The sequence below is a fragment of the Aquincola sp. J276 genome (assembly GCF_024700035.1).
GTDB classification, from domain to species: domain Bacteria; phylum Pseudomonadota; class Gammaproteobacteria; order Burkholderiales; family Burkholderiaceae_C; genus Aquincola; species Aquincola tertiaricarbonis.
Map to the genome: position 1 here is coordinate 2,070,622 of NZ_JAJONC010000002.1, position 18,483 is coordinate 2,089,104.

The 18,483-nt window shown below is 70.4% G+C and carries 20 protein-coding genes; 9 read left to right on the forward strand and 11 right to left on the reverse strand.

Annotation, left to right across the window (positions count from 1 at the left end):
• Positions 1-2: 2 nt before the first annotated feature.
• The 10 genes from LRS14_RS27490 to LRS14_RS27535 all read right to left on the reverse strand — a co-directional run bounded on the left by LRS14_RS27490 (position 3) and on the right by LRS14_RS27535 (position 8,886).
• Positions 3-575, reverse strand: a complete 573-nt coding sequence (locus LRS14_RS27490) for an SRPBCC family protein (protein ID WP_257801860.1) — start codon at positions 573-575, stop codon at positions 3-5.
• Positions 576-616: 41 nt separating this feature from the next.
• Positions 617-1,591, reverse strand: a complete 975-nt coding sequence (locus tag LRS14_RS27495; RefSeq protein WP_310740887.1) for a YncE family protein — start codon at positions 1,589-1,591, stop codon at positions 617-619.
• Positions 1,588-2,430 (reverse strand): quinoprotein dehydrogenase-associated SoxYZ-like carrier, encoded by an 843-nt coding sequence (locus LRS14_RS27500; RefSeq protein WP_257801861.1) that lies wholly within the window; start codon positions 2,428-2,430, stop codon positions 1,588-1,590. Before LRS14_RS27500 ends, LRS14_RS27495 begins: the two co-directional genes overlap by 4 nt.
• Entirely contained in the window at positions 2,427-3,398 is a 972-nt protein-coding gene (locus LRS14_RS27505; protein ID WP_257801862.1) for a quinoprotein relay system zinc metallohydrolase 2, read from the reverse strand. Before LRS14_RS27505 ends, LRS14_RS27500 begins: the two co-directional genes overlap by 4 nt.
• Positions 3,399-3,418: 20 nt before the next feature.
• Positions 3,419-3,790, reverse strand: a complete 372-nt coding sequence (locus LRS14_RS27510; RefSeq protein ID WP_257801863.1) for a hypothetical protein — start codon at positions 3,788-3,790, stop codon at positions 3,419-3,421.
• Positions 3,791-3,815: 25 nt separating this feature from the next.
• Positions 3,816-4,586: a hypothetical protein gene (locus LRS14_RS27515; RefSeq protein WP_257801864.1), complete on the reverse strand. Its 771-nt coding sequence runs from the start codon at positions 4,584-4,586 to the stop codon at positions 3,816-3,818.
• Between the two features lie 31 nt (positions 4,587-4,617).
• Positions 4,618-5,700, reverse strand: coding sequence for a serine protease (locus tag LRS14_RS27520; RefSeq protein WP_052736685.1), 1,083 nt, complete (start codon positions 5,698-5,700; stop codon positions 4,618-4,620).
• Positions 5,660-6,565 carry a substrate-binding domain-containing protein gene (locus LRS14_RS27525; RefSeq protein WP_257801865.1) on the reverse strand — a complete coding sequence of 302 codons (906 nt, stop codon included), beginning with the start codon at positions 6,563-6,565 and terminating at the stop codon, positions 5,660-5,662. Before LRS14_RS27525 ends, LRS14_RS27520 begins: the two co-directional genes overlap by 41 nt.
• Before the next feature lie 10 nt (positions 6,566-6,575).
• On the reverse strand, positions 6,576-6,962 hold the full coding sequence (locus LRS14_RS27530) for a cytochrome c (protein WP_046116182.1): 387 nt from the start codon (positions 6,960-6,962) through the stop codon (positions 6,576-6,578).
• A 103-nt stretch (positions 6,963-7,065) separates the two neighbouring features.
• Positions 7,066-8,886: a methanol/ethanol family PQQ-dependent dehydrogenase gene (locus LRS14_RS27535; protein WP_046116181.1), complete on the reverse strand. Its 1,821-nt coding sequence runs from the start codon at positions 8,884-8,886 to the stop codon at positions 7,066-7,068.
• 483 nt (positions 8,887-9,369) lie between these two features.
• Between LRS14_RS27535 and LRS14_RS27540 the strand changes: the two genes are divergently transcribed.
• Genes LRS14_RS27540 through LRS14_RS27575 form a run of 8 tightly spaced genes read left to right on the forward strand, consistent with a single transcriptional unit; the run spans position 9,370 to position 16,215 of the window.
• A complete protein-coding gene (locus LRS14_RS27540; protein WP_046116180.1) occupies positions 9,370-10,086 on the forward strand; it encodes an ABC transporter ATP-binding protein in 717 nt (238 codons plus the stop codon).
• Between the two features lie 32 nt (positions 10,087-10,118).
• Positions 10,119-11,087 (forward strand): PQQ-dependent catabolism-associated beta-propeller protein, encoded by a 969-nt coding sequence (locus LRS14_RS27545; RefSeq protein WP_257801866.1) that lies wholly within the window; start codon positions 10,119-10,121, stop codon positions 11,085-11,087.
• Complete coding sequence (locus LRS14_RS27550; protein ID WP_257801867.1) at positions 11,084-12,253, forward strand: branched-chain amino acid ABC transporter substrate-binding protein; 1,170 nt, start codon at positions 11,084-11,086, stop codon at positions 12,251-12,253. The genes LRS14_RS27545 and LRS14_RS27550 overlap by 4 nt, the downstream gene beginning before the upstream one ends.
• Positions 12,250-13,146, forward strand: a complete 897-nt coding sequence (locus tag LRS14_RS27555; RefSeq protein ID WP_046114832.1) for an ABC transporter permease — start codon at positions 12,250-12,252, stop codon at positions 13,144-13,146. The genes LRS14_RS27550 and LRS14_RS27555 overlap by 4 nt, the downstream gene beginning before the upstream one ends.
• The gene (locus tag LRS14_RS27560) at positions 13,143-14,135 is read left to right on the forward strand and encodes a tripartite tricarboxylate transporter substrate binding protein (RefSeq protein ID WP_257801868.1); all 993 of its coding nucleotides are present in this window, start codon (positions 13,143-13,145) and stop codon (positions 14,133-14,135) included. Before LRS14_RS27555 ends, LRS14_RS27560 begins: the two co-directional genes overlap by 4 nt.
• Positions 14,128-15,096 carry a sensor histidine kinase gene (locus LRS14_RS27565; protein WP_257801869.1) on the forward strand — a complete coding sequence of 323 codons (969 nt, stop codon included), beginning with the start codon at positions 14,128-14,130 and terminating at the stop codon, positions 15,094-15,096. Before LRS14_RS27560 ends, LRS14_RS27565 begins: the two co-directional genes overlap by 8 nt.
• The gene (locus LRS14_RS27570) at positions 15,093-15,740 is read left to right on the forward strand and encodes a response regulator transcription factor (RefSeq protein WP_046114835.1); all 648 of its coding nucleotides are present in this window, start codon (positions 15,093-15,095) and stop codon (positions 15,738-15,740) included. The genes LRS14_RS27565 and LRS14_RS27570 overlap by 4 nt, the downstream gene beginning before the upstream one ends.
• 46 nt (positions 15,741-15,786) lie before the next feature.
• Positions 15,787-16,215, forward strand: a complete 429-nt coding sequence (locus LRS14_RS27575) for a GNAT family N-acetyltransferase (protein ID WP_257801870.1) — start codon at positions 15,787-15,789, stop codon at positions 16,213-16,215.
• A gap of 134 nt (positions 16,216-16,349) precedes the next feature.
• Here the strand turns inward: LRS14_RS27575 and LRS14_RS27580 are convergent, their stop codons facing one another.
• Positions 16,350-17,252, reverse strand: coding sequence for a LysR family transcriptional regulator (locus LRS14_RS27580; protein WP_257801871.1), 903 nt, complete (start codon positions 17,250-17,252; stop codon positions 16,350-16,352).
• A gap of 8 nt (positions 17,253-17,260) precedes the next feature.
• On the opposite strand from LRS14_RS27580, the gene LRS14_RS27585 reads away from it, so the two are divergent.
• Positions 17,261-18,481 (forward strand): aldo/keto reductase, encoded by a 1,221-nt coding sequence (locus tag LRS14_RS27585; RefSeq protein WP_257801872.1) that lies wholly within the window; start codon positions 17,261-17,263, stop codon positions 18,479-18,481.
• The last annotated feature ends 2 nt before the right edge of the window (positions 18,482-18,483 follow it).

Sequence of the window (18,483 nt, forward strand, 5' to 3'; positions counted from 1 at the left end):
GCTCACTTCTTCTCGGCCAGCTGCTTCAGGTTCTGCAGGCCGGCCTTGTAGACGCCGGTGACCGCGGCCACCGCCGCCTCGTCGTTGCGGTCCGGCGGCGGGTCGTTGTTGGGGTGCCCGCGGTAGAAGGCGCCGCGCCACTCCACGGTGCTCTTGGCATCGCCGTCGGGTGTCACGGTGAGGGTGGAGGTGTAGTTGGTCACCGGCAGCGCGCCGCCGTCCTTCAACCGGTAGCTGTAGCGGCGCTGGGCGTCGTTGAAGGCCTCCAGCGTCTCCACCAGCTGGCCGCCGTCCTTGAGCTTGATGGTGCGCACGGAGCCCACGCTGCTGCCCTTGTCGGCCGGGCTCTCGGCCACGGCCGGATGCCAGTCCTTCAGCGCATCGAAGGCCTTGATGCGCGTCCAAACCGCATCGGCGGGTGCGTCGATGCTGATGGTCTCCACCACCTTCTGCCGCGTGGGGCCGTGGGCCGCGGCGGGCAGCACGGCGGCCGCGGCGCCCAGCCCGGCAAGGGCGGTGGCCAGCCAGCGGCGGCGGCTGGGGTGGTGATCGGGGCTTGGCGTGAGGAACGGCATGCGCGGTGTCTCCTTCCGGGGTGGGGGGTTGAATGCGGGTCTCAGGGCGGCGGCGCGTCGGCGATGAAGGCGCCGAAGCCCCGCGGATTGCGGCCGGTGGCGATGTGGTGCAGCGTGCGGCCGCTGCGCGCGTCCAGCACGCTCAGGCGGTCGTCCATCCAGTTCACCACCACCACCTTGTCGCCGAAGGCGGCGATGCCCTCGGGGTAACCGAAGCCTTCCAGCGTGCGCAGCGGCTGCAGCGTGGCCGCGTCGATCACGCTCACGCTGTCGGCATGCTGGTTGGTGACGTATAGCAGCGCGCCGCCATCGGCCAGCGCCGCGCCGTAGGGCGCCTTGCCGGTCTTCACCGTGGCCAGCGGGCGCGGCAGCGGCGTGGCGGCGGTGTCCAGCACGGTGAGGTCGTCGCTCTGCACGTTCAGCACGTACAGCCGCTGGCGCGCCGCGTCGTGCAGCAGCGCGAAGGGATGGCTGCCCACCGCCACATGGCCGCGCACCTGCCAGGTGGTGGTGTCCACCACGGCGATGCGGTCCTCGTCGCGCTCGGCCACGTACACCGTGCGGCCGTCGGCCTGCGCCGCCACGCCGGCCGGCGCGCGGCCCAGCGGCACGCTGGCCAGCGGCAGGCCGGTGGCGGTGTCCCAGGCCAGCAGGCGCTGCGCGAACCAGTCGGCCACGTACAGCCGGCGGCCGTCGGCCGAGGCATCGATGCCCACCGGCCCGCTGCCCGCCGGCAGCGTGGCCACCACCTGGCGGCGCGCCATGTCGATGACCGACACCGTGCGGCTGTCGGGGTTGCTCACGAACACCCGGCCCGCCGCGGCGGAGGCCACCACGCCGGCCGGCGAGCGGCCCACCGGCACCGTGGCCAGCAGCCGCTGCGTGGCCAGGTCGATCACCGACACGTCATGGCTGCCCTGGTTGGTCACCCAGGCCAGCGGCGCGGCCAGCGCGCCGCCGGTGCTGGCGGCCAGCAGCCACACCAGCCACGGCAGGGCGCGCGCCAGGCGCTTCACAGCGCCCGGGCCGGCTGCAGCTGCAGGCTGCTGCGGAACTGCAGGTCGCGGTTGTCCACCACCTCCGCCTTCAGCTCCCCGGTGCCCTGGGGCATGAAGGCGAAGCGCAGGTTGGGGTTCTCGCTGATGGAGATGTCCAGGTCGGCCGACAGCACCGGCCGGCCACCGTGGGTGATGTCGATGCGCCGCACGAAGTGGGCGGGGATGTAGTGGCGCGTGAGCTGGTCCATGGCCAGGCCGGAGCTGTTGGGATGGCTCACCATCAGCTGCGCCAGCAGCGGCTGGCCGGGGCGCGGCTCGCCTTCCACCTTCAGCCGCATGCGGCCCAGGCTCGCCTGTGCGGCGGCCGGGTCCTTGCCCGGCGGCGCGCTGCAGCCGCCGGAGGCCTTCACCCAGCGGGTGGCCATCAGCAGCCGGCCGTCGCTGAGGTGGGCGATGGCGCGCACATGGGTGTATTCGTCGATGCGCACGCGGGTCTCGATGTCGGGCCGGCCGCTGCCGGGCGCCAGCGTGAACACCGCGGCGATGGGCGAGGGGTTGTTGTCGATCACCAGCGTGAGCTTCTCCACCCGCGGGCCGGCGTCGGCCGGCAGCCGCGAGCGGATGGCGATGGGCACCACCGCCGCGTCCTCGGCGCGCACCGGCGTCTCCAGCTGCAGCTGCTCGGGGCTGGCGGCGGTGATCTCGCGCTGCGCAAACAGGCTGGCGCGGATCTTCTGCCACTGCGGGCTGGCATCGGGCTGGTCCTCGCGCGAGGAAGGCGCGGCGGCGGTGCGGCCGGCGGCCGCGGCGGCGGCCAGCGCCAGCAGCAGCCGGCGGCGGGTGGCATGCGTGTTCATTCTTCCCACTCCAGTTCGGCATAGGCCGCGGTGACGTTGCGGCGGTGGAAGGAATCGGACAGCCGCCACGGCGCGGCGGCCTGCGGCGCCACCTGCCCCACCGCCTGGGACAGGGGCACGCCGGCCTTGATGGCCGCGCGGGTGCCCGCGCGCACGGCCTCCAGGTACTGCTGCTGCGGCTGCAGCGCAGCCGGCCAGGCCGTCTGCACCGGGCCGTGGCCGGGCACCGCCTGCGCCACGTCGAAGGCCTGCAGCTGCTGCAGCACCTTCAGCCAGCCGTTGAGGCTTCCGTCGATCACCGGCAGGTGCTGCACGAACAGCAGGTCGCCCAGGAACAGCGTGCGGCTGCGGCGGTCGTACACCGTCAGGTCGGCATCGGTGTGGGCGGTGGGCCAGGCGTCCAGCTGCAGCACGCGCCCGCCCAGGTCCAGCTCCAGGCGGCCCTGCACCGGCAGGCCGGGCGGCACGATGTCGGCGGCCAGCATCACGGTACCGAACTCGCGGTGCAGCGCCTGGCGGTAGTAGGGCGCGCGGGCGGCCAGGCTGTCGGCCAGCCGCGCATGGCCGACGAACTGCGGGCCGCCGGCCGCGGTGCGGAAGGCCACGTTGCCCAGCACATGGTCAGGGTGCACATGGCTGTTGATCACATAGCACACCGGCAGCGGCGTGGCCGCGGCCACCGCGCGCTGCAGCGCCTGGCCCACGGCCGGCGTGCCGCCGGTGTCGATCACTGCCACGCAGCGGCTGCCGACGATGAAGCCCAGGTTGGCCACGTCGCCGCCGTTGCGCGGCGACCAGTCGTCCACCGCGCCGGTGTGCACCCACACGCCCGGCGCCACCTCGGCCATCGGGAGCACCGCCGGCGGCCCCGAGGGTGCCTGCGCCCGCACCGCCGCGCCGGCGGCCAGCAGCACGGCCGCCAGGCAGGCCCGCAGCGCGGCCGGCAGGAGCAGGCGCAGCTCAGCCATGTCGGTGTGCCGCGGTGGGCTCAGCGGGGCACCGCGGCGCTCAGGAAGCAGCTCTTCTCGGCCTTGGTCTGCAGCTCCTTGTAGCGCTTGATGTCCTTCTGCATGGCCGGTGCCTCGCGGATGTAGCTGCCACGCTCGCCGCCGATGCTGGTGGCCTTGGCGGCGGTGCTCAGGGTCACGTAGTCGTCGAACTTCAGGTCGCGTGCCAGCGCATCCACGGCGCAGGCGCACTTGTTGACCATCTCGTACTGCGGGCCGGGATGGGTGGCCACGCATTCCTGCACGTAGAGCACGCGCTCCACGGTCGGGAAGTCGTTGGCCGAGGCGGCGCCGGCGGCCGTGGCCAGCAGCAGGGCGGCCAGCGGCCGGGCGGAGGGGAGGATGGAGGTCATGGTGGGGCTCGTCTTGGAGGTGTCGTCAGGTGCGGGCGGGCGGTGGCGGCTCGGCGCCGTCCAGCGTCAGGATGTCCTCGATCAGCGGCTCGGCCGCGCCGCCTTCGCCGGCCACGGTGCTGCGCAGGGCCACCACGCCGCCCGGCACCGCCTCGCTCAGCACGAAGCTGTAGTGCTTGCCGGCGAAGCGTTCGAAGCGCATGCGGTTGGGATCGTCCAGGTAGGGCGACACGGTGATCTCGCTGCCCGCCACCGGCTGGCCGCGCCAGCGCAGCGTCACCTCGCGCATCTGGCCGCGCTCGGCCAGCGCCAGGCGGATGCGCTTGCGGAAGTGGTTCTGCTGGCCGCGGGTCAGGCGCTGCATCTCGCGCACGTCGCGCTCCAGGAAGTACAGGATCACCGGGTTGCTGGTGGCCGAGGGCAGGTCGGGCAGCACCATGCTGCGCGGGCCGCTGAGGAACTCGCCGCGTGCGCTGCAGCAGCCGCCCTCTGCGGCGGGGCCGAGGTGGATGGTCACGCTGTCGTCGAAGCCGGCTTCCAGCGTGCCGGCATGGCGGAAGCCGTACTGCAGCGTCTGGCCCGGCTTCATGCCCGCCAGGTGCGGCCGAACGAACAGCGCGCGCTCCGGTGCGGTGATGGCGCCGGCCGCACCGGCCGCGGCCGGCGGCTGGGGCAGCACCTGCGACAGCGCCGGCGCGGCCAGCCAGGGCAGGGCGGGCAGCGCCAGGCCGGCGGCCAGCAGGCGGCGCCGGCGCGCGCCGGTGGCATCGGGGAACGGGGTGGGTGGGGACTGCATGGTGTGGGAAACAGGGAGGAAGAAGTGGAAGTCAGCGCCGCTCGCCCATGCGTTCCATCGCACGCTCCAGCGCGCCGTCCAGCTCGGAAGCCAGGTCGGAACGCAGGCTCTGCAGGCGTAGCAGCACGGCCTTGGCAGGGTCGATCTGGCCCTGGGCCACATGCAGCAGGCCCAGGCGCAGCAGCGCAAGCCGCGAGGCCGGCTCGATGCTCAGCGCCCGCTCGGTGTAGCGCTGGGCGCTGGCCAGGCGGCCCATCTCCTGCTGCGCCAGGCCGCGCATCAGCCAGGGCTGGGCATCGCTGCCGTCCTCGCGGGCCCAGGTGGTGGCGAACTGGTCCAGCTCCTGCCAGCGGCGCTCGCGCGCATACACCGCGGCCTGCAGGAAGCGCGGCTGGGTGGTGGTGGGCTGCTCCCAGAACGGCGCCTCGGCCGCGCGCAGCGAACCGATGGGCTGCAGCGCGCCATCGGCCAGCAGCGGCCGCAGCCAGGCCACCGGCGCGGAGAAGTAATGCGCATGGCCGCCACGCAGCCGGAAGGTGAGCACCGCCACCAGCCGCTGGGCATCGTCGAACAGGCCGCCGCCGCTGGCACCGGAGCTGAACCAGTTGGTGCTCTGCACCACCTGCGCGGCGTCGAAGCGGTGCAGCGCCACCACCTGGCCGCGGCTGTGCTGCAGGCCCTGGCCGCCGGTGAAGCCGATGGCGCTCACCGTCTGGCCCGGCTGCAGCGGCTCGTCGCCCAGCGCGGCCGGCGGTGCGCCCAGGCGCGGCACCGACAGCACGCACAGGTCGTGGCGGGTGTCGGCGGCCTGGGCCTCGGCGGTGTAGCGCAGGCCGCCGCGCAGCACATGCACCTGGCCCGCATCGCGGGTCACGTGGCAGTTGGTGACCACCTTGTCCTCGGCCACCACCACGCCGCTGCCCAGCGCGAAGCCGCCCTGCGACCGCAGCACCTCCACCTTGACGATGCTCTGCCCCACCTGCACCAGGGCCGCGCCTTCCAGCGCCGCGGCGGGCAGGCCGGCCGTGGCCAGCAGCCACGCCAGCAGCAGCGGCCGCAGGAGGGCACCGCGCTCAGTTGCGCCGGTCGCCCGCGGTATCGAGCAGCGGAACACCGAACTCCTTCAGGATGGCCTGGATGTCGGCCTGCTTGGCGGTGATCAGGCCTTCGATCTGCTGCTTCCATTCGCGCTCGCCGTAGCGCACGCCCATGGCCATCTCGTAGTCGAACTGCACGCCCGGCTCGGAGGCCAGCGGCAGCACCGCCAGCGGCGGCTGCTTGACGCGTTGGGCGAAGTAGCCGGCGATGGGACCCCAGACGATGGCGGCGTCGATGTTGCCGGCGGCCAGTTCCTTCTCGATGATCTCGCCGGGGTACTGCGCGGGGTCGGCGCTCATCATCTTGTAGGGCACGCCCTGGTCCACCAGGTCGTGCTTCCTCAGCCAGTCGCTGGCCGGCGAACGGTCGTAGATGCCGATGCGCAACCGCTTCAACCGCTCGGGCGGCAGCTTGAGGAAGTCGTCCACCGAGGCCACGTCGTCCAGGCCGCGGCCGCGGTTGACCACCAGCGCATAGGTGCTGCGGTAGTAGGGCTTGGTGACCGACACCCCCTGATCGAAGCCCACCGGCACGCCCATCACGATGTCGCAGGGGTAGTCCTGACCCGGCAGCTTGTAGCGCAGCGTGTTGCGGATGAAGGCCATGCGCTGCGGGAACGAGTAATAGGTGACCGGCAGCCCGAGCGACCGCCCGAACAGCTCGGCGATGCGGTTCTCGATGCCCTCGCCCTTGACGTTGGAGAAGGGCAGGTTGTTCGGGTCCTGGCACACCCGCAGCGCCTGACGCGGCGCGGGGGCGTCGGGGGCCGAGGTCTGCGGCGGCTGCTGCTGCGCGGGCTGGGCCTGCGCAGCCCCACCCACCGCCGCGGCGATCGACGCGGCCGCCAGCGCGGCCAGCAGCGGGAGGTTGCGTGCAGTCATGTCGGCGTCCTCAGGGAATCGGGCTGACCTTGGCCTGGGTGATGGCCCCGTCGGAGCGGCCCTTGAGATAGGCATACAGGTTGTCGATGTTGTTCATCACCATCTGGTTGGTGCCGAAACTCTGCATGCCTTTTTCAAGGCGCCCGTCGCGCACGGTCTTGATGAACTCCTCCTTGCTCAGGGTCTTCATGCTGGTGATGAGCGAGGGGCCCACCATGCCTTCCTGGTTGGCGCCGTGGCAGCGGTCGCAGGCCGCGGCCCGCCAGGCCCGGAAGCCGTCCATCGTCTTGGCGTCGACCTTGGTGCCGTCGACCACCGTGTAGAGCTTGTCCTGCGCTGCGCTGGCCATCGTGACACCTGCGCAGGCCAGCAGTACCAGCATCTGCTTCAACTTCATGTCTCGTCCGTCCTTCTCGCTTGAAAAAAGGGGGCCGGCCCGCCGATGTCCCGGCGGGAACCTGCCCCCCACCCATCCAACTTGTCAGTGCCTTGCGCGCGGATCAGTTAGGCAAGGCAAACACTGTGAGCGAACCGCCCAGCTCGGTGTATTGGGACAGTTCCCTGTACCCGCCCACCGCGCCCAGGCCGTCCTGGTCCTTCTCCAGGCCCGCGGCCATGCCGATGCCGGCCCAGCCGCCGATGCCCGAGAACACGCCGATGTACTGCTTGCCCTTGTGCTCGTACGAGAACACGTTGCCGATGATCCCGGAGGGCGTCTTGAACTTGAACAACTCCTTGTTGATGTCGTTCTTGTCCACGCACTTCATGTAGCCCTCGAGCGTGCCGAAGCAGGACAGGCCGCCCGCGGTGTTGAGCGAGCCGCTCCACACCGAGAACTTCTCCGGCTTGCTCTGCACGATCTTGCCGGTGCCGGCGTTCCAGGTGATGAAGTTGCCCATGCCGCCATGGCTGCCCGGGGCCGGGTACATCGACAGCGTGGCACCCACGTACGGCTGGCCGGCCGTGTACTCCACCTTGAACGGCTCGTAGTCCATGCACACGTGGTTGGTCGGCACGTAGAACAGCTTGGTCTCCGGGTCGAACGAGGCGGGCTGCTGGTCCTTGGAGCCCAGCGCCGCCGGGCAGATGCCCTTGGTGTTGACGTCAGGACCGTTCTGCGCCGTGGAGTACTTGGACACCACCTGCGGCCGCCCGGTCTTCATGTCCACGTGCGTGGCCCAGTTCACCTGCGGGTCGTACTTCTCGGCCACCAGCAGCGCACCGGTCACCCGGTCCATGGTGTAGGCGAAGCCGTTGCGGTCGAAGTGCACCAGCGCCTTCGTCGGCTTGCCCTTGACGTCGATGTCCGCCAGGATCATCTCATTGACGCCGTCGAAGTCCCACTCGTCGAACGGGGTCATCTGGTAGACCCACTTGGCCATGCCGGTGTCCAGGTCACGCGAGAAGATGGTCATGGACCACTTGTTGTCGCCCGGGCGCTGCGAGGGGTTCCAGGTGGAAGGATTGCCGGTGCCGTAGTACAGCGAGTTGGTGGCCTTGTCGTAGCTGAACCAGCCCCAGGTGGTGCCGCCGCCGATCTTCCACTGGTCGCCCTGCCAGGTCTTGAGCGACGAGTCCTTGCCCACCGGCTTCATCGCGCCGTCGGTCCAGGTCATCGTCTTCTCGGGGTCCATCAGCATCTCGGCGTCGGGGCCCACGCTGTAGCCCTTCCAGGCCAGCTTGCCGTCGCTCAGGTTGTATGCCGCGATGAAGCCGCGCACGCCCCACTCACCGCCGGAGATCCCGGTGATCACCTTGTCCTTGAAGATGTGCGGCGCATTGGTGTTCACCGCGCCCAGCTTGGGGTCGCCGTTCTTGGTCTGCCACACCGGCTTGCCGGTCTTGGCGTCCAGCGCCACCAGCATCGAGTCGGCCTGCTGCAGGATGACCTTGCCCTCGGCATAGGCCAGCCCGCGGTTGACGGTGTCGCAGCACATCTGCGGGATCACCGCCGGGTCCTGCTTGGGCTCGTACTTCCACTTGATCTTCTGCGTGTCGAGGTCCAGCGCGAACACCTTGTTGGGGAACGGCGTGTGCAGGTACATCGTGCCGTCGATCACCAGCGGCGAGCCTTCGTGGCCGCGCAGCACGCCGGTGGAGAAGGTCCAGGCGACCTGCATCTTGCCGACGTTGCTCTTGTTGATCTGGTTCAGCTTGCTGTAGCGCTGGTTGAACATGTCGCCCGCTTGCATCGCCCAGTTCTTGGAATTGGCGATGTTCTTCTCCACGTCGGCATTGGCATACGCCAAGGCCGGGAGAGCCAACAACGCAAGCCCCAAGCGCTGCGCATAGCGAACGCTCGATTGCCGGGAAAGCTTCATCGATGTCTCCTTCTCTGGGTGGTCTGGGGTTGTGCGAAGGTCCGCCACCGAAGCCCTTCGATGCTGGTACGCAGGCAGGCTGGTCCGCAACAACCATGCCCATCGCCGGCAACCGGTGCGCCGGCTCCGGGCCCTGCAACGGGCCGCACGGGGCCGGTGGCGGCCCAGGTGCCGGATGCGCTAGGTGAAACCCTGAAATTGCAGGCTTGCAATTGGCCGCAGGGCGGCTAATCCACCTGTCTAGGCAAGTGCCGACTGGGGAAAGCCCTGAGTGCATCGGGGACCGGTGCGGCCGATGCCGCAGCGCAGCACGGCTGCCGCTTCGTCGCAGGCCGCGACAGTGCAGGCCGCATTTTTGGCGCAGAGTGTTGCAACAAGAGTGCAGGGCTGTGGCTTGCCGCAGAATGGCCTGCCCGTGGCCCCCGCCGGACGCGCAAAGGCGCGGAAGTTGCTGGCTGCAGGCCAGAACCAGATGTCCCCTCCATGCTCCGTACCCAAGGCCTCACCAAGCGTTATGGAAAGCACGCCGCGCTGCAATCGCTGACGATGCAATTGGGCGCCGGCCAGTTCACCGCCCTGCTGGGGCCCAACGGCGCGGGCAAGTCCACGTTGTTCCAGGTGCTCACCGGCCTGTTCGCGGCCGACGAGGGCGAGGTGGAGGTGGCAGGCCATTCGCTGCGCCATGCGGCCACCGCAGCGCTGCGCCACATCGGCGTGGTGTTCCAGCAGATGTCGCTGGACCTGGACCTGAGCATCCGCCGCAACCTGCTGTTCCAGGCCGACCTGCATGGCCTGCCGCGCAGGCTGGCGCTGCAGCGCATCGAGGCCGGCTGTGCGCGGCTGAACCTGGAGCCCGACCTGCAGCGCAAGGTGCGCGAGCTGTCCGGCGGCAACCGCCGCAAGGTGGAGCTGGTGCGGGCCTGGCTGCACGAACCCGCGGTGATGCTGATGGACGAGGCCACCGTGGGCCTGGACCCCAGGTCGCGCCGCGACCTGCTGGCCGCCATCCGCGCGGACGTGCGCGAGCGCGGCACCTGCGTGCTGTGGGCCACCCACTGGGTGGAGGAAGCGCAGGCCGCCGACCGCGTGCTGGTGCTGCACAAGGGCAGCCTGCTGGCCGATGGCACGCCCGCCGCGGTGACGCAGGCGCTGGGCGGGCCCACGCTGGAAGCCGGCTTCATCCAGCGCACGACGGGCTGACGCACCACCCCATTCCAAGGAGACACGCACCCATGCCATTCCCTCTCCGTCATGCCGCCGGCTGCCTGCTGGCCCTGGCCTGCGCCGGCGCTGCCGCGCAGGGCACGGCCTACGTGTCCAGCGAGAAGGACGACGCGCTGACGCTGATCGACCTGGGCACGCTCACCGTCAAGGGCACGGTGGCCACCTGCAAGCGAGGGCGCCACATGATGCTCACGCCGCAGCGCCAGCTGCTGGTGGCCTGCACCGACAGCAATGCGGCCGACCTGATCGACCCGGCCAGCAACAAGTCGGTGCGGCGCATTCCGCTGGGCGACGAGCCGGAGGCCTTCGACCTCTCGCCCGACGGCAAGACGATCTACGTGTCGAACGAGGACGACGGCGAGGCCAGCTTCATCGACTTCGCCAGCGGCAAGAAGCTCAAGTCGGTGAAGGTGGGCGGCGAGCCCGAGGGTGTGAAGGTGAGTGCCGACGGCAAGCTGGTGTACGTCACCTCCGAGGTGGCCAACCTCGTGCATGCGATCGACGTGGCCAGCGGCAAGATCGTCAAGAACATCAAGGCCGGCAAGCGGCCGCGGCGCATGGCCTTCACGCCCGACGGCCAGCAGCTGTGGATCACCAACGAGCTGGATGCGACGGTGAGCATCGTGTCCACCGCCACGCACGAGGTGACGCACACGCTGAAGTTCGAGGTCAAGGGCGCGCGGGCCGAGGACATCACGCCGGTGGGCATCCAGATGAGCGCGGACGGCAAGCGGGCCTTCGTGGCGCTGGGCCGGGCCAACCACGTGGCCTTCGTGGACGTGGCCGCGCGCAAGGTGACCGACCTGGTGCTGGTGGGCAAGCGGGCGTGGAACGTCACGCTGGACAAGGCCGGGCAGCGGCTCTACGTCGTCAACGGCCTGAGCGACGACGTGACGGTGGTGGACGTGGCCGCGGCCAAGGCCGTCAAGAGCATTCCAGTGGGGCGGGTGCCCTATGGCCTGGTGATCGTCGAATGAAGCGTCTGGCCCTTGCCGCCTGCCTGGCCTGTGGGATGGCCACCGGCGTCGCCGCGGCCACGCTCAAGGCCACGCTGATCGTGCCGCAGGACGACGCCCGGCTGGAGCGAACGCGCGCCGAGCGGGCCTACCTGGGCCACCCCACCGGCCCGGCCGGCCAGGGGCTGGAAGTGGCGCTGGAGGAAGGCCGCTTCGAGCTGGATGCGGCCGGCCACGACATCGCGCTGGCCACCACCGAGGCCGGCACGCTGGAAGCCGCGCGCGCCGCCGCGCAGGCCGCGGAGAAGGCCGGCGCCGCGGTGCTGGTGACCGACCTGCCCGCCGACTGGACGCTGGCCGTGGCCGACGCGGTGAAGCTGCCGGTGCTGAACGTGGGCGCCACCGACGACCGGCTGCGCCAGCAGGACTGCCGCGCGCGGCTGCACCACCTGCTGCCCAGCGAGCGCATGCGCAGCGACGCTTTGGCGCAGCTGCTGGTGTCACGCAAGTGGAGCAAGCTGTTGCTGCTCACCGGCCCCACGCCGGCCGACCAGCAGCGTGCGGCCACCGCGCAGGCCTCCATCAAGCGCTACGGGTTGCAGGTGGTGGCGGCCAAGCCCTTCAAGCTCTCGGCCGACCCGCGTGAGCGCGACCTGGCCAATCCGCTGCTGCTCACCGGCGGCGCCACCTACGATGCGGTGTGGGTGGTGGACAGCGACGGCGAGTTTGCCCGCGGCCTGCCCTACCGCACCGTGCTGCCGCGCCCGGTGGTGGGCGACGCCGGCCTGGTGGCGCTGGCCTGGCATGCGCAGTTCGAGCGCTATGGCGCACCGCAGGTGGCACGCCGGTTCGCCAAGGCCCACCAGCGGCCGATGACGGCGCACGACTGGGCCGCCTGGATGGCCGGCAAGGCCCTGGTGGCCCTGGCCACCGCGCAGCCCGCCAATGCCAAGGCGCCCACGGCCGCGGCCTGGACGCAGGGCCTGGGCAAGCTGGCGCTGGACGGTTCCAAGGGCACACAGCTCAGCTTCCGCCCCTGGGACGGGCAGCTGCGCCAGCCCCTGCTGCTGACCGATGGCCAGGGCGTGGTGGCGCAAGCGCCCATCGAAGGCCTGCTGCACCCCAGCAATGTGCTGGACACGCTGGGCGCCGATGCGCCCGAGAAGCTGTGCAAGGTGGCGCGATGACGCATCCAGCCCCTTCGGACGAAGCTCCGGGTCCCCTCGGGGGACCGGCCGACGTACCCGTCGGACGAGGGGTCGTCATCCATTCGCTGCAGGCCTTGCAGGCCATCGTGATGCGGGAGCTGTTCAAGTTCAGCCAGCAGACCGGCCGCCTGGTCAGCGCACTGGTGCGGCCGCTGCTGTGGCTGGCGGTGTTCGCCGCGGGCTTCCGCAACGTGTTCGGCGTGGCCATCGTCGAGCCCTACGACACCTACATCCCCTACGACGTCTACATCGCGCCCGGCCTGGTGGGCATGGTGCTGCTGTTCAACGGCATGCAGTCGTCGCTGGCCATGGTGTACGACCGCGAGATGGGCTTGATGCGGCTGCTGCTCACCGCGCCGCTGCCGCGGCCCTGGCTGCTGTTCTCCAAGCTGTGCGCCACGGCGCTGCTGTCGGTGCTGCAGGCGCTGGCCTTCGTGGTGGTGGCCATGCTCATCGGCACCGACCTGCCGGTGCTGTCGTGGGCCGGGCTGCATGCGCTGGTGGCGCTGCTGGCCGGGGCGCTGATGCTGGGCGCGCTCGGCCTGCTGCTGTCGGTGCACATCAAGCAGCTGGAGAACTTCGCGGGCACGATGAACTTCGTGATCTTCCCGATGTACTTCATGTCCACCGCGCTCTACCCGCTGTGGAAGCTGCAGGAATCGGGCGCCGAGTGGGTGTACCAGCTGGCGCGCTTCAATCCGTTCACCCATGCCATCGAGTGGATCCGCTTCGCGCTCTACGGCAAGGACCCGGGCACCGCGCCCTACGTGGTGCTGGGCTGCCTGGCGGTGTTCTTCATCGTGGCCTGCTGGGGCTACGACCCGCAGCGCGGCTTCGGCGGCCTGGCCAAGCGTGGTGGGGGCCCGGCATGAAAGGCTGGAATCGACGCCGCTGGCTGGCCGGTGCGGGCGGTTGGGCCTTGGGCGGCGGCGCCTGGTCCGCGGTGCGGGCGGCCATGCCCACCTTCCCGTCACGGCCCATCACGCTGTGGGTGCCCTGGGCCGCGGGCGGCGCGACGGACATCTCGATGCGGGTGCTGGCCGAGCTGGCCGGCCACCACCTGGGGCAGACGGTCATCACCGACAACCGCGGCGGCGCCGGCGGCACGCTGGCCATGCCCATCCTGCAGAGCGCCGCGCCCGACGGCTACACCATCGCGCAGCTGCCGTACCCGGTGTTCCGCATGGCGCACACGCACAAGGTCCTGTGGGACCCGGTGCGCGACACCACGCCCATCATCCAGGTCTCGGGCGTGACCTTCGGCGTGCTGGTACAGGCCGGGAGCCTGCTGCAGTCGCTGGAGGACATGTTCGCCTTTGCCCGCGCCCGGCCGGGGGAGCTGAGCATCGCCACCAACGGCGTGGGCACCACGCCGCACGTGGTGCTGGAAAGCCTGTTCACCGCCCGCGGGCTGCGCTACATCCACGTGCCCTACAAGGGCACGGCCGAGCAGATCAACGCCATCTCGTCCGGCCAGGTGATGGCGGGCGTGAACTCCACCGGCTTCGGCCCAGCGGTGGACTCGGGCCGCCTGCGCCTGCTGGCCACCTTCGCCGCGCAGCGCTCCAAGCGCTGGCCCACGGTGCCCACGCTGCGCGAGCTGGGCTTCGACATCGTGGCCCAGTCGCCCTACGGGCTGGCGGGCCCGCGCGGCCTGCCCAGCCATGTGGTGGCCACGCTGCACGATGCCTTCCGCAAGGCGATGTTCGACCCGATGTTCATCAACGAGATCGCCAAGTACGACCAGGAGCTGGACTACCTGGGCCCGGCCGACTACGCCCGCGCCTGCCGCGAGATGCTGGCGCAGGAGCGCATCAACGTCGAGCGCCTGGGCCTGGCGCGGGAGAGCACCGGTGGCTGAGCCGCGCCGCATGCCGCGCTGGCGCAGCGACCTGTATGCGGTGCTGGCGCTGGCGGCCGCGTGCTTCGGCCTGTCGGTGTGGCTGGAACTGCATGAGCGCGCGGTGGCCTGGCTGGGCCGCTTCGAGCGCTGGGAGCTGGACGAGCTGCCGCAGACGGTGCTGGTGCTGGCCCTGGGCCTGGCCTGGTATGCGCGCCGCCGCATGGTGGAGGTGCGCACCGAGCTGGCCCTGCGCCGACAGGCCGAGGACCGCGCCGCCGCGCTGCTGGCGCACAACCGCGAGCTGGCGCACCAGCTCATCGGCGTGCAGGAGCGGGAGCGGCTGGCGCTGGCGCGCGAGCTGCACGACGAGCTGGGCCAGGGCTGCAGCGCCATCCGCGTGGAAACCGCGCTGCTGCGCCGCTGCGCCCGCGCGGAAGACGTGGCGCTGCTGGCCGCCGCCGCCCGCGCCGACCTGGCCGCACAGACGCTGTACCAGCAGGTGCGCGACCTGCTGCGCCGGCTGCGCCCGGCCGAGCTGGATGCGCTGGGCCTGGTGGCCGCGCTGCAGGCGCTGTGCGGCGCCTGGTCGCGCCGCGTGGGCGTGGCCTGCGCCTTCGAGCATGAAGGGCTGGCCCGGCCATTGCCCGACCTGGTGAACATCACCGTCTACCGCATCGTGCAGGAATCGCTGACCAATGCGCAGCGCCATGCACAGGCCGCCAAGGTGAGCCTGCTGCTGCAGCTGGACGACCGGCATGGGCTGCGCCTGAGCCTGCGCGACGACGGCATCGGCATGGACACACGGGCCGGCACCCAGGGCCTGGGCCTGCTGGGCTGCAGTGAACGGGCGGCCATGGTGGGCGGCAGCCTGCGCATCGTGTCCGCGCTGGGGGCGGGCGTGCAGCTGCACCTGCACATCCCGGCCGACAAGCTGCAGCTGCCCGAGGCACCCACCGGCCTGATGAAGGACGCCGCATGATCCACGTGCTGCTGGCCGACGACCATCCGGTGGTGCGCAGCGGCTACCAGCGGCTGCTGGCGCTGGAGCCCGACATCCGCGTGGTGGCCGAGGCCGCGGATGCGGATGCGGCCTATGCCGGCTTCATCCAGCACCAGCCCGACGTGCTGGTGACCGACCTCACCATGCCCGGCGGCGGCGGGCTCGACCTGATCCGCCGCGTGCTGCGGCGCGCGCCGCAGGCGCGGGTGCTGGTGTTCAGCATGCACGACAGCGTGCCGCTGGTGCGCCAGGCGCTGGACAGCGGCGCCCGCGGCTTCCTCACCAAGGCCAGCGCGCCCGAGAGCCTGGTGCATGCGGTGCGCACGCTGGCCGCGGGCGACCGCTACCTGGCGCCCGAGCTGCCGGCCTGGCTGCTGGACGCCAGCCGCCGCGGCGACGCCGGCGAGGGCCTGTCGGCCCTGAGCGTGCGCGAGTTCGAGATCTTCCGCCTGCTGGCCCAGGGCGCCTCCGCCACCGAATGCGCGCAGGCCCTGAAGCTCAGCCCCAAGACGGTGGCCAATCACCAGACGGTGATCAAGGAGAAGCTGGGCGTGAGCACCAGCGCCGCGCTGGCGCACCTGGCGCTGCGGCATGGGGTGATCGGGGGGCCGGTGGGGGTGTGAGGGGCACCTAAGATGCCCGGCCCACGATCACTGGAGCCGCAGCGCCATGCCCCTCACCTGGACCACCGACCCGGGCCCTGTCGACTGGCAGGAGGCCGAGCACCTCTACCGCGTGGCGCCGCTGGGCAACAAGAGCGCCGAGCACCTGCGCACCGTCTTCAACAACAGCCGCTTCGCCTTCTTCGCCCACGACGAAGGCCGCCTCGTGGCTGCCGGGCGCGTGCTGTCCGACGGCGCCGATTGCGCCTACCTCTGCGACGTGGCGGTGATGCCCAGCCACCAGGGCACCGGCCTGGGCCGGGAGATGATGGAGCGGCTGCTGGAAGCCTGCCGCGGGCACAAGAAGATCATCCTGTACGCGGTGCCGGGCAAGGAAGACTTCTATCGCCGATTCGGCTTTCGCTCGCTGCTCACCGCGATGGCGATCTTCGAGGACGAGGCCGGGGCGGTGGCGCGGGGGCACCTGGGGCAGTGAGGCAGGGCATCCGATGATCGGCAGACGCCACCTTGTGATGTCCGGCGCCGCACTCGCGACCGCACACGCAGTGGGGGCGCTGGCGGTGGCCACGGCCGCCACTGCCCTTGACGGAGTTCAGCCAGCGACTTCCTTCATGCCGGTTCCGCGTTCAGTCGTTGCCGGAAGAAGTCAATGAACGCGCTCAGCTTGCGAGGTATGTGCGCCCTGCTCGGGTGATAAAGGTAGAACCCCGGAAACTTCGGCCACCAAGGTTTGAGCACGGGCACGAGGCGGCCTGCAACCAGGTCGTCTTGAACCTGGGACTCGAACGCCTGACCGATCCCGGCGCCCGAACGAATGGCGCTGAGCAGCGTGTCGCCATCGCGCGTGATGAGGGCGCCGCCCACCTGGATGTCGATCTTGTGTCCGTCGCGCGCGTACTCCCAGCGATACAGGCTTTCACCGAGCCGCACGTTGAGGCAGCGATGCCGCAGCAGGTCCTGCGGAACGCGCGGCCCGGCGCGTCCCTTCAGGTAGCGCGGTGCCGCGATGGTGGCCAGGCGCTGCGCACCTCCCAGCGGTGTCGCCACCACGTCCTGCGCCAGATTCTCGCCAAGCCGGATGCCGGCATCGAAACCGTTGGCGACGAGATCGACCAGTGTGTTGTCGCAATCGAGTTCCAGGACGATCGCCGGATAGGCTTCGAGGAAGGGCGTGAGGTGCGGCAGCACGACCAGGTCGGCCGCGGTCCGCGACAGCGTCAGCCGCAGCAGGCCCGAGGGCTGGTCGCGCAGTTCGTCCAGGCTTCCCACGGCCGTGGCCAGGGTGGCCAAGCCATCGCGCGCGCTCAGCAGGAAGCGCTGGCCGATCTCGGTGACACCGACGTGGCGGGTCGAACGATCGAGCAGGCGTACACCGAGCCGCTTCTCCAGCGTGCGCAGGTTTTGGGAGAGCGCCGACGGCGAAACGCCGAGTTCCGAGGCTGCGCGCGTGAAGCTCGCATGGTGTGCGACGCGCTCGAACGCGGCGATGAGCGGAAGCAGGTCCGGAGACATGGCTCATTATGAAGTCGGGCTTCAAGGATCATCCCGATTTGTGGGCTCAATCTTTGGATGGCGGCCCCATATGCTCAGTTCATCCAACCGCAGGAAGTGCCTATGTCGCTCACTCAATACCGCACGCTGGGTCGCTCAGGTCTGGTCGTCAGCCCTTGGCTCTGGGAACCATGACCTTCGGCACCGCTCGCTGGGGATCAGGCGACAGCGCATCGCGAGAAGTCTTTGATGCCTACCTCGACGCTGGCGGAAACTTCGTCGACACCGCGGATGTGTACTCGGGCGGGCGCAGTGAAGAGATGCTCGGGCAATTCATCTCGGCCCGCGCGGCGCGCGACTCCATCGTCATCGCTACCAAATCGGGATTTGCCACGGGCCCAGGTGTGCACATGGGCGGCAACGGAGCCAAGCACGTTCGCGCTGCCCTGGAGGGTTCGCTCAAGCGCCTGCGCACCGACTACGTGGACTTGCTGTGGGTCCACGTCTGGGACTCGGTCACGCCCGCCCATGAACTGCTCGAGACGATGAGCAACCTCATCAAGGCCGGCAAGGTGCGTCATTGGGGCCTGTCGAACACGCCGGCCTGGTACGTCGCCCAGGTTGCGACTCTGGCGGCAGCAAGCGGGAAGCCCGCCCCGATCGCATTGCAATACTTCTATTCGCTGGTCAATCGCGACATCGAAGAAGAGTTCGTGCCCCTCGCCGCTGAGTTCGGCATGGCCATCCAGCCCTGGAGTCCCCTCGCGTTCGGCCTGCTGACGGGGAAGTACGACCGCACGACGGTCGAAGCCGCCGCGCCGCGTGACGGCGGCTTGCCCCGGGAGGCCGCAAGGGCCGACGCGGAGCGACCTGCAGACGACAAGCGACTGGACGGCGCCAACCCGTTCGGCGATTCTCTGTTCACCGATCGAAACTGGGCCATCCTGGAGGCCGTCAAGCGTGTGGCCGCGGAGTGCGGCGAATCGGCGGCGCGCGTTGCGCTGGCCTGGGTCGTGCAACGCCCGGGCGTGACGTCGACTTTGATGGGGGTCAGCAAAATCGAGCAGCTCCAAGACAACATGACTGCACTCGAGATCCGGCTGTCGGATGCTCATGTGGCTCAGCTCGACCAGGCCAGTGCAACGGCCAGCCGGCTGCTCTACAGCCTGTTCACGCCGTCAGGTCGCCAGCACGCGGTGTTTGGTGGAAGCCCCGTGCGGCCCTGGTCTGCCTCGGCCCCTACGCTCTGACG

What these genes read in the sequence shown, in the direction of transcription:
- LRS14_RS27530 (WP_046116182.1), bottom strand. Translation starts at nt 6,962, where the DNA reads ATGAAGTTGAAGCAGATGCTGGTACTGCTGGCCTGCGCAGGTGTCACG.
- LRS14_RS27535 (WP_046116181.1), bottom strand. Translation starts at nt 8,886, where the DNA reads ATGAAGCTTTCCCGGCAATCGAGCGTTCGCTATGCGCAGCGCTTGGGG.
- LRS14_RS27510 (WP_257801863.1), bottom strand. Translation starts at nt 3,790, where the DNA reads ATGACCTCCATCCTCCCCTCCGCCCGGCCGCTGGCCGCCCTGCTGCTG.
- LRS14_RS27580 (WP_257801871.1), bottom strand. Translation starts at nt 17,252, where the DNA reads ATGTCTCCGGACCTGCTTCCGCTCATCGCCGCGTTCGAGCGCGTCGCA.
- LRS14_RS27550 (WP_257801867.1), top strand. Translation starts at nt 11,084, where the DNA reads ATGAAGCGTCTGGCCCTTGCCGCCTGCCTGGCCTGTGGGATGGCCACC.
- LRS14_RS27500 (WP_257801861.1), bottom strand. Translation starts at nt 2,430, where the DNA reads ATGAACACGCATGCCACCCGCCGCCGGCTGCTGCTGGCGCTGGCCGCC.
- LRS14_RS27515 (WP_257801864.1), bottom strand. Translation starts at nt 4,586, where the DNA reads ATGCAGTCCCCACCCACCCCGTTCCCCGATGCCACCGGCGCGCGCCGG.
- LRS14_RS27560 (WP_257801868.1), top strand. Translation starts at nt 13,143, where the DNA reads ATGAAAGGCTGGAATCGACGCCGCTGGCTGGCCGGTGCGGGCGGTTGG.
- LRS14_RS27555 (WP_046114832.1), top strand. Translation starts at nt 12,250, where the DNA reads ATGACGCATCCAGCCCCTTCGGACGAAGCTCCGGGTCCCCTCGGGGGA.
- LRS14_RS27545 (WP_257801866.1), top strand. Translation starts at nt 10,119, where the DNA reads ATGCCATTCCCTCTCCGTCATGCCGCCGGCTGCCTGCTGGCCCTGGCC.
- LRS14_RS27585 (WP_257801872.1), top strand. Translation starts at nt 17,261, where the DNA reads ATGAAGTCGGGCTTCAAGGATCATCCCGATTTGTGGGCTCAATCTTTG.
- LRS14_RS27570 (WP_046114835.1), top strand. Translation starts at nt 15,093, where the DNA reads ATGATCCACGTGCTGCTGGCCGACGACCATCCGGTGGTGCGCAGCGGC.
- LRS14_RS27490 (WP_257801860.1), bottom strand. Translation starts at nt 575, where the DNA reads ATGCCGTTCCTCACGCCAAGCCCCGATCACCACCCCAGCCGCCGCCGC.
- LRS14_RS27505 (WP_257801862.1), bottom strand. Translation starts at nt 3,398, where the DNA reads ATGGCTGAGCTGCGCCTGCTCCTGCCGGCCGCGCTGCGGGCCTGCCTG.
- LRS14_RS27540 (WP_046116180.1), top strand. Translation starts at nt 9,370, where the DNA reads ATGCTCCGTACCCAAGGCCTCACCAAGCGTTATGGAAAGCACGCCGCG.
- LRS14_RS27525 (WP_257801865.1), bottom strand. Translation starts at nt 6,565, where the DNA reads ATGACTGCACGCAACCTCCCGCTGCTGGCCGCGCTGGCGGCCGCGTCG.
- LRS14_RS27575 (WP_257801870.1), top strand. Translation starts at nt 15,787, where the DNA reads ATGCCCCTCACCTGGACCACCGACCCGGGCCCTGTCGACTGGCAGGAG.